Source organism: Gelidibacter algens (assembly GCF_001678675.1).
Taxonomy (GTDB): domain Bacteria; phylum Bacteroidota; class Bacteroidia; order Flavobacteriales; family Flavobacteriaceae; genus Gelidibacter; species Gelidibacter algens.
The window spans coordinates 198,571-208,657 of record NZ_LZRN01000002.1 but is presented as its reverse complement, the minus strand read 5'-3'; the positions used below and the strand labels follow the sequence as shown (position 1 = coordinate 208,657).

The following is a 10,087-nucleotide window of genomic DNA, read 5'->3' as shown; positions in this document are numbered from 1 at the left end:
AAGATATAATTAAAGATAAATTTTTGGGACCAATATTATTGACTCTATTTTTTATGCTTTTTAGTATTAAAAAAACAAATGATTTACTTTTCCTTTTAATCTTTTTGCTGATTATACTAGCTGTTTTATGCTTGGCATTCTATCTGCGAAAAGACTTTTATATCATAAAATTCTCAGCAGATTCTGAATCCACAAACATTGAATACCAAAGGAACTTTTCGGAACAGGTATCAGACAAGTTTTCAATTCACTCAAAATCAATTAAAACACTAGACTTCAGTTCAAAATCTTTTCTTGAACCATTCCATAAAATATCGATTCGATATGTAGATGAAAGCGGACTTTATGATAAGAAGACCTTTAAAACTAATGACGACAAAACATTTATCGAACTAATTTATAAACTGAAATAAAAACCTAAGCACAACACCTAAATTAATTGCTTGGTCCTCGCCTACTTTTTAAATCCTGCGGACTTCCTAAAACCAGTATTACTTTGGAGAGTTTCGTGTTTTTTACGCCAAAGCTTCTATACCATAAACTTTTCTCAGAATTCCAGAGCGACATTCAGCTAAAATCAAATTAGACCTAATAATCAATTTTTTTGTTTATTTTTAGAAGGTGCGCTTATTACTTGAACAGATCATACAGCAAGCTATTATATTAAAATAATCCTTAGTTCATTGAACTTTGTAACAGATGTAGTTAATCTTTAAATTATGGGAATAGATGTTAAACCACCAACTTCCTTCTGGGTCGTGGCTACTTTTACACTTTTGTGGAATATAATTGAAATATATTTTAGTTCTTTTGAGATTGATTTTCTACAAGAAAATTTGACTGTTGAGGAATTTGAAAACATACAGTCGATACCTTTTTGGTATACTATTGTATTTGTAGTTGCACTATTCTCTGAGATATTAGGTAGTTTTATGCTTTTTATGAGAAAAAAAATTGCAACTAAATTTTTTGCAGTTGCATTACTTACTTTGCTATTTGTAGAATTTTACTGGCTATTTGTGGTCGACATTAAAAAAACGTCAATTGTATTTTCTTTATTTATACCTGTTGCAGTTATTGCGATAGCCGCATTTCTTTATGTATATAGCAAAAGAGCCACTAGAAAAGGCTGGCTCAAATAGACTAAGATGAGTTGATTTTTATCTTTCGATAACTAAAAGATTAAAAAAACCAGCAGCTACTATTGTTTCATTTCAAGGCGTTACCTCCGTCCATCGCACCTTCTTTGTATTTGCCTTCTGGTAAATTAAAGATGCCTCAATGGGGCACACAAACAGTATCTAAGCTATTGCTCGGTCTGTCCTCACTTGGGAAATCCTGCGGATTGCCCAAAGCTAGTTTTTATTTGCCAAATTAGGTGCTTGAACCACGTAACAACTCCTAAAGATAAAGGTTCCGCACAAGCTGAAAAAAACCGAACAACCATTAAAAATCCGAAATGAAAAACACCAGCGCCCAAACACAACATTTATTTTACCCCAACGTAAAACGCCAACACATTATAAAAAGAAAGAGCCTATCCTGAATTTATTTCGGGAAGCTGTTTCTTTCTTTGAACACCGAAATAGACTGCCTTCAAATAAATGAACCAAGAAATCCAATTATAAATTATTACATTTGCATCTGATGCAAAAACACAATCACATAAAAGCACTGTTATTTTTAGGCATATTCAGTCTATTTCTTTTGCATCAGATTGTACCACATTTACATCACCAACACGAAGTTGAGCACTCTCATAAAGCTGTTGCACATAGTGAAAGTCATTCTCACGATGTTCCAGAAAAGGAAAGTCCTAAAAAAGGGCTTTTAGATTTATTTTTGGAGGTACATATACATACCGTAGGTTCTAATGAAGTATTGGTAACACACGAAAGTAGCGTAAAACATCTCAAGTTTAAAAGGAATGTAAATACTTCAATTTATGTTAATCATTATAGCCTTTCTATAGACTATGATGAAGCCGAAAAGGTAGCGGTCTATCAACCCCCCAATACATATTTCAATCCTTATCTCTCTTGTCTCGATTCCAGAGGCCCACCATCTTTAGGTTAATCATTTAGGCATACTTTACCTTGGGTAAGTATTCCATTTTACAAATTCAGACCTGTCTGCCCACCCGGATGAACCGTTCGGGCGGGCCGACGGGCATGATTAAACCTAAAATTTCACACAATGAATAAATACATCGTATCTGCAATTTGCGGGTGCCTGTTCTCTGTTACTGGCTTCTCACAAACTATTAATGTAGAGGAACTGCTAAACCAAATAGAACAGAACAATATAGAGCTAAAAGGCTATCAAGCGTTTATTGAAAGCCAGCAACTCGAAAATAAGAGCACTAACAATTTGCCCGACCCACAGCTGTCTGGATATTATTTGCCTTTCGGAGATAATACAACCGGAGATTATACCGAATATGAAGTCTCACAATCTTTTGAATTTCCGACGGTTTATGGGGCGCGCGGCAAATGGAACGCATCTAAATCGGAGCAATTAGCATCCGCATATGCTACAAAAAGACAAGAAATCTTGTTGCAAGCAAAGGGCATTGTTTTAGAACTTGTTTTCTTACAAAAGCAAAAAGCGATTGAAACCGAAAGGAGAACCCAAAGCAAGCAGGTTTTCGACCAAATTCAAAACCTTTTTGATAAAGAGCAAGTAGGTATTTTAGATTTGAACAAGGCGAAAATTGCTTGGATTCAAGAGCAATTTGTTGTGCAACAGATTGAAAGCGATATCCAAATTCAATTATCCATACTTAAAACATTGAATGGTGGAAATCCTATTGAGGATATTTCATCGCAAATAGTTTTGCGAGCTGAAATTGAAACACTTGAAAATCTCTGGCTGGAAAAATTGACAAACGACCCTCGATTGCAAGAATTGAGGGCCAATGAAGAAACTTCGCTTCAAAAAATAAAATTGGAAAAAAACAAGGTGTTGCCCAATTTGGCACTTGGCTACAATTATCAGGGTGTCAGCGGAAGCAACTATTCTGGTCTTTATGGAGGTGTTTCCATTCCGCTTTGGAACAGCAAGAACAAAGTAAAAGCTGCCGAAGCAAATTATGAATATCAGCAATCCAATACCCAAGTCATCACGACCTCGCTTTATTCACAATTTCAACAAACCTATAATCGCTACGCGTTGATGCTCGAAAAATACAAGGAGTATCAAACCACAATGGACAATTTAGATAGTGAGCAATTACTTTTTAAGGCTTATCAGTTGGGCGAGTATTCGTTTATGGATTATTATGTGGAGCTTCAGTTTTACCGAACAGCAACGCATAGAATGCTGCAAATGGAAAAGGAATTACAACTGCTTCAAGCACAATTATTAAAACATCAATTATAACTTTTAAAATAAAATATTATGAAAATTTCAAAACTAATATTCGCAATCGCGACGGTTTCAATTTTTACACTAACATCTTGTAGAGATACAGAACCAAAATCAGAGACTCCTGAAGAACATGGTCACGAACACGATGCCAATGGAGGCCATATGAACGAGGAACCTGTGGAGCAAGAAGAATTTGAAGTAAAATCAGATTCTATGGAAATGAAAGAGGAAACACACACGCACGATAGCGGTGCAGAACATCACGACCACTAAAAAAACAAAAGGTATAACAGATGAAAACCTTATGATTATTTAATCATAAAAGGATCTATGTGACCACAAAAAAAATATCAGACCCATGAAATATATAATACTAGTAGTGTTTGCCTTTTTGGCAATGTCCTGTAATAACAAGGCGGAAGATGCACACGCACATAATCCTGATGGAACGCACGCAGGTGAAGAAATTCCTCGTTTGGGCCATACCATTTGGACGGATAAAACAGAATTATTTGTAGAGTTTCCTGCCTTGATTGTTGGTAATCAAAGCAGATTCGCAGCTCATTTTACAGAATTGGACGAGCACCAACCCATACATGAAGGTTCGGTTTCGGTTAGTTTGATAAAAGGCGATAAAGGGTTGCGCAATACTGCTGAAGCACCTTCATCACCAGGTATATTTTCGCCAACCATTCAACCTAAAGAAGCAGGAACCTACCAACTTGTTTTTGAGTTGAAAACACCTGACTATTCCGATAAAATCACGATTGATGACGTTACCGTTTATGCAAATACCGATGATGCTATAAAAGCGTTGGGTATTGCTGAAGAAGATGGGAGCATTTCGTTCTCAAAAGAGCAGGCTTGGAAAATCGATTTTCAAACCGCGCCTGTGGTTTCAGGTAAAATTTACGAGGTCATCAACACCTCTGGCGTTTGGATGCCTTCACCCGGTTCTGTAAAATCGTTGGCAGCAAAATCCAATGGTGTGGTTGATTTTAAAGTCAACAACCTTACGGAAGGTACTGCAGTAAAACAAGGTCAGTTATTGATGAGTTTAAGCAGTCAAGGCTTGGCGTCCAATAATTTGAGTACTGAAATTGCTAATGCACGCAGCAGTTTTGAACAGGCAAAATCTGAATACGAACGGAAAAAGGAATTGTTCGAATCTAAAATTATCCCAAAAGCTGAATTTGAAAAAGTGGAGAGCAATTTTTCAATAGCTAAATCCAATTATCAATCGTTGACATCGGGAGTTTCAGGCGGAAGCAAACAAATCCGCGCACCTTTTGATGGGTTTATTAAATCTATTACGGTTTCCAATGGGGATTATGTAGAGCAAGGGGTTGCGTTGATTTCCATTGGCACGCACCAATCCAAAGTTTTGAAAACCCAGTTAGCACCAAGCTACGGACTTTCAATGGAGAATGCACAAGATATTTGGTATCAAACCAAGGATGGGCAATGGAAAAATATAAAAGATGGCGAAGGAAAAATACTTTCTATTGGTAAGGATGTAGAACGTGAAAACCCATTGATTTCGGTTTTTGCCCAGGTAAATGCAGAGGTCGATATGCCAGAAGGAAGCCTGACACCAGTTCAAATAGCGATGGGAGATGCCACCCAAAACACAATGGTTCCTGTTAATGCCTTATTGGAAGATTATGGAAGTTATTCAGTAATCGTGCAACTTTCAGGAGAAAGCTTTGAAAGAAGACCTGTGAAAATTGGAAAGCGCAATGGCGAAAATGTAGAAATACTTCAAGGTCTGGGAGTGGGCGAAGTGGTCGTCACAGAAGGAGCGTACCAAGTTAAAATGGCTTCAATGTCAGGCTCAACACCTGCACACGGTCACGAACATTAATAAGTTGTGAGTTGTGGGTTGTGAGTTATGAGTAAGGATGTCACAAATTGAACATTCAGATTCAAAAATTGGCTCTGTGTTGTTTCGAGTGCATAACGGTTTACTCAATAATAGTTATTACTTAATTTCTCTGTGTAACTCCGCGGAACTCTGCGAATCTCTGTGTAATAGCTATAACGCAGAGATTCGCAGAGACGAAAGAGATTCACGGAGAGATTGGTTTAATTTCTGATAACATATCTGTTAATTAGGCCATTGCATTTTGCCCACAATATTCAACATAGAACCCAAAAATTAAACATTAAAAATTAGAAAAAGATGTTAAACAAAATATTATCAATTTCACTTCATAATAGATTGCTCATTCTGTTGGGAGCGGTTGCGTTGAGCGTGTTGGGCATCTATTATGCTCGCACAATGAATGTTGACGTGTTCCCAGACCTTACTGCGCCAACGGTTACAATCCTGACCGAAGCGCACGGAATGGAATCTGAAGAAGTAGAAAAATTAGTGACCTATCAATTGGAAACCGCCCTAAATGGTTCGCCTAATGTGAGACGGATCCGTTCATCATCCGCAGCTGGAATTTCCATTGTTTGGATAGAATTTGAATGGGGAACCGATATTTATCGGGCACGGCAAATTGTAAGTGAGCGCATCCCGATGGTTCGTGAAAATTTACCCGAAGGTATTGGCGCACCAACAATGGCGCCTATTTCATCCATTATGGGCGAAATAATGCTGTTGGGAGTAACCTCCGATAGCCTATCGCCAATGGAATTGAGAACTTTATCTGATTGGACAATAAGACCGCGTATTAAAGCGATTGGTGGCATCGCGAATGTGGTGGTGATTGGCGGCGAGTACAAACAATACCAAGTATTTGCCAACCCTGAAAAGATGAAGCATTACAATGTAAGTCTTTCTGAATTGGTAGAGCACGTTAAGGAAGCAAACACCAACGCTCCAGGCGGAGTAATCAATCAATATGGCAATCAATACATCATTAAAGGAAGTGGTAGAGCTTATGCGTTGGAAGATTTGCAGGAAGCCGTTTTAAAACAAGTGAATGGGCAAACTATCAAAATAAAAGATGTGGCAACTGTTCAGATTGGTGCTGCCGATAAAATTGGTGATGGTTCTTTAAATGCAAAACCAGCAGTTATCTTGACCATTTCAAAACAACCCGATGTCAACACTTTGGAACTGACTGACCGCTTGGATGTAGCGATTGCCGATTTAGAAAAAACCTTGCCAAAAGGGGTCAACATCAAAAATCACATTTTTAGACAATCCGATTTTATTGATGCTTCTATTAGCAATTTGAACCAGACCTTATTGGAAGGTGCATTCTTTGTCATGATAATTCTGTTCATCTTTTTGATGAATTGGAGAACAACCTTAATATCCTTATTGGCAATTCCTATTTCATTATTAGTGTCCATCATTATTTTAAAATGGTTGGGTTATACCATCAACACAATGAGTTTGGGCGGTATGGCAATTGCGATTGGTGCTTTGGTGGATGATGCCATTATTGATGTAGAAAACGTGTATAAACGCCTGCGCGAAAACATCAGAAAACCAAAAGAAGAACGTGAATCAACACTTACGGTTGTACGTGATGCTTCGGTAGAAATACGAAGCTCTATCATCATTGCAACCTTAATTATTATAGTGTCTTTTATTCCCTTGTTCTTTTTAAGCGGAATGGAAGGACGTTTGTTGCAACCGTTAGGTATAGCATTCGTGACTTCGGTTTTAACATCGTTGATTGTTGCAGTAACCGTAACACCAATTTTGTGTTCCTATTTATTGGATAATGAAAAGCTTTTAAAGAAACAATCCGATGGTACAAAAGTGGAACGTTGGTTACAGAAACATTATGGCAACCTATTGGAACGTGCCACTAAAATTCCTAAAACGATTATTGGAACTACAGTAATCGCATTTATCATTAGTATGCTGGTTTTAACCCAATTGGGACGGAGTTTTTTGCCCGAATTTAATGAAGGCTCTTTGGTTATTAGTGTCGTTGGCCCACCCGGAATGTCTTTGGAAGAAAGTAATAAAACAGGGAATTTAATAGAGACCATATTACTGGATTTACCGGAAGTAGAAGTCGTAACAAGAAGAACTGGAAGAGCACAATTAGATGAACACGCACAAGGCGTAAATGCTTCGGAAATTGACGTTCCTTTTGTTCTCGAAGACAAAACTAAAGAAGAATTTTTTGAAGAAGTTAGAAATAAATTGAGTATTGCACCAGGCGTTAATATTACCTTGGGACAACCCATTGCCCACCGTATTGACCATATGCTTTCTGGTACTCGTGCCAATATTGCCATTAAAATATTCGGTTCAGATTTGCAACGTTTGTTTGAAGTTGGAAAAAGTGTAGAGCAAAACATCAAAGACATCGATGGATTGGCAGATGTTGCGGTTGACCAACAAATTGAAGTACCACAAATACGCATCCAACCCAAACGTCAAATTCTTTCAGCGTATGGAATGACAGTTGGTAATTTAATGGATCAAGTAGATATTGCATATGCAGGCGAAGAAGCAGGCGAGATTTATGAAGGACAGCAGTATTTTGATTTGGTGGTTCGCTATGAAAAACCATTTCGGGATACTATTGAAAATATTGGCAACACCTTAATCAGTTTACCAAATGGTGGTCAAACCACTTTGGGCGAATTGGCAACGATAGCTTCAGTAAGTAGTCCCAACACCATCAATCGAGAAAATGTACAACGTAAAATTGTAGTGGCTGCCAACGTTCAAGGCAGGGATTTGCATGGTGCTGTAAACGAGATCAAAGAGGTTGTGGCAAATAATGTGAATATGCCAGAAGGCTACCGTGTGCAATATGGCGGGCAGTTTGAAAGCGAATCTAAAGCCTCGCAATTACTTTTGATAACCGCAATTATTGCCATAGCTATCATATTTCTGTTGCTTTATTACGAGTTTAAAGATGTGAAACTGGCTTTTATAGTCTTAATAAATCTGCCATTAGCTTTAATTGGTGGTATCTTGATTGTGTATTTTACATCAGGCATCATCAGTATTGCAGCAACAATAGGTTTCATTAGTTTGTTTGGTATTGCAACTCGCAACGGCATCTTATTGGTTTCCCGTTATGAAGATTTAAGAAAGGAAGGAATGAAAGGATTTCAGTTGATTAAAACTGGCGCATTGGACAGATTAAACCCAATTTTAATGACAGCCTTTACAACAGGCCTGGCACTAATCCCATTAGCTCTAAAAGGAGGCGAACCCGGAAGTGAAATACAAAGCCCAATGGCTGTGGTTATTTTGGGTGGGTTGCTTTCTGCTACGGTTTTGAATTTGGTGGTCATTCCTTGTGTGTATCAATTGGTTATTAGAAAACAGTAGTTTTTATTACAGAATGAAATTTAAATTAGGGCTGTTGTAAATATAACGACAGCCCTAATTTTTTAACCGATTTTAAAAATAATCTGACAGCCTGACTTAAATAGACCATTTATAAAATAATTCAGATTGACAAAGCCAACACTAAAAGCCATATACATTTGTAATTACTCATGGTTTTAATATTTTGTTTTGGTGTTTGTGACTATTTCACATTTCGCGCAAAGCCAACACGCCATCAAAATCACAAGCAACCAATTGAAATTCAGTTTGGCATAAGAAGAACTAAATCACTATGGACTAAAGTGCCATAGTATTTTTAAAAAAGACTGAAAGTCTGTTGCATTCGTGAAATATACAGTAAATGATTTACGACTGTATTTTCAATGAACCAATGAATTCGTGAAAATTCGTGAAATTCGTGTCAAAATTTTTAGAAGCTAAAGCGAGATGCACTAAAGTACATAGTTTTAACTAAATCTGAGACCAATTAAATAGCTTTATCGCGAATATTTTGGAATTTCTTATACATCTGGTTTTACAATGCTTCACTTAATTAAGTACATTAGGATACGTAAAAACAAAGGATTTTTGGAAATTTCCCAATTACCCTTAAAATAGTAATCTTATGAAAAGAAATGGATTCATTGCAGCACTTCTTACGTTCATGACCATACCACTGTGGGCGTTTACCCCAATTGAAAAAGTGACCAAACGTAAAGACAAAGGATTTAAAATTAGTGCGGGCGAAGGCCGACTACATGGGCATTTAAAACTAAAAGGTGTGAATTCCAATATTTTGGATCTTAAAATATCCGGTACGGACACCAATGGCGACCTGGCAATATTTGAGCAGACCTCGCTTTCCCCAGGACGTGGAACACCATTGCACATTCATAATTCACAGGACGAAATATTCTATGTTATTGACGGTGCGTACTATTTTCAGGTAGGAGATGAAAAATATCATATGGCCGTTGGAGACAGCATATTTTTACCACGTAAAGTGCCTCACGCATGGACACAAAAATCAAAAAAGGGTAGAATGAACGTGATCTTGCAACCGGCCGGAAAACTTGAAGATTTCTTTGTTACAATGGCAGCATTGGACCACGAACCTACCCCAAAAGAAATCGAAAATATTTTTGCGGATAATGACATGCAAGTTGTCGGACCACCTTTGAAACTATAATAATCCCAATTCAAAACCCGATTTCCTAAACTGAATTGAAGCAATAGAATTCTTTATGTTAATCTTTATAGCAAGCAGTACAGAAACCAAATTTTCAGACCTTTTTACTAAGACCGCCAAATTTTTAATTTATCTAAAAACTGATAATCTGCACGAGATCCATCAAAAAAATAAAATACATGATACCAAGGAAATTGCATTAAATTGCGAAACAGAATAAAAGGAAATGCCAAAGTGACACTTTCCCATTTCTAACACCACACCAA

Annotated in this window: 8 protein-coding genes; all 8 read left to right on the top strand. The window is 37.3% G+C overall.

Annotated elements, in window-relative coordinates; translation table 11 throughout:
* The coding region (locus tag A9996_RS20185; protein WP_211272621.1) for a hypothetical protein at window positions 1-413 on the top strand (413 nt) is incomplete at its 5' end.
* 306 nt (window positions 414-719) lie between these two features.
* Window positions 720-1,142, top strand: coding sequence for a hypothetical protein (locus tag A9996_RS01795; protein ID WP_066430236.1), 423 nt, complete (start codon window positions 720-722; stop codon window positions 1,140-1,142).
* A gap of 505 nt (window positions 1,143-1,647) precedes the next feature.
* On the top strand, window positions 1,648-2,076 hold the full coding sequence (locus A9996_RS01790) for a hypothetical protein (protein ID WP_066430234.1): 429 nt from the start codon (window positions 1,648-1,650) through the stop codon (window positions 2,074-2,076).
* A 120-nt stretch (window positions 2,077-2,196) separates the two neighbouring features.
* Window positions 2,197-3,381 (top strand): TolC family protein, encoded by a 1,185-nt coding sequence (locus A9996_RS01785; RefSeq protein ID WP_066430232.1) that lies wholly within the window; start codon window positions 2,197-2,199, stop codon window positions 3,379-3,381.
* Window positions 3,382-3,399: 18 nt separating this feature from the next.
* Window positions 3,400-3,642 (top strand): hypothetical protein, encoded by a 243-nt coding sequence (locus A9996_RS01780; RefSeq protein ID WP_066430230.1) that lies wholly within the window; start codon window positions 3,400-3,402, stop codon window positions 3,640-3,642.
* An 85-nt stretch (window positions 3,643-3,727) separates the two neighbouring features.
* Window positions 3,728-5,233, top strand: a complete 1,506-nt coding sequence (locus tag A9996_RS01775) for an efflux RND transporter periplasmic adaptor subunit (RefSeq protein WP_066430229.1) — start codon at window positions 3,728-3,730, stop codon at window positions 5,231-5,233.
* A gap of 318 nt (window positions 5,234-5,551) precedes the next feature.
* Window positions 5,552-8,632, top strand: coding sequence for an efflux RND transporter permease subunit (locus A9996_RS01770; RefSeq protein ID WP_066430228.1), 3,081 nt, complete (start codon window positions 5,552-5,554; stop codon window positions 8,630-8,632).
* A gap of 625 nt (window positions 8,633-9,257) precedes the next feature.
* A complete protein-coding gene (locus A9996_RS01765; protein WP_066430227.1) occupies window positions 9,258-9,821 on the top strand; it encodes a cupin domain-containing protein in 564 nt (187 codons plus the stop codon).
* The last annotated feature ends 266 nt before the right edge of the window (window positions 9,822-10,087 follow it).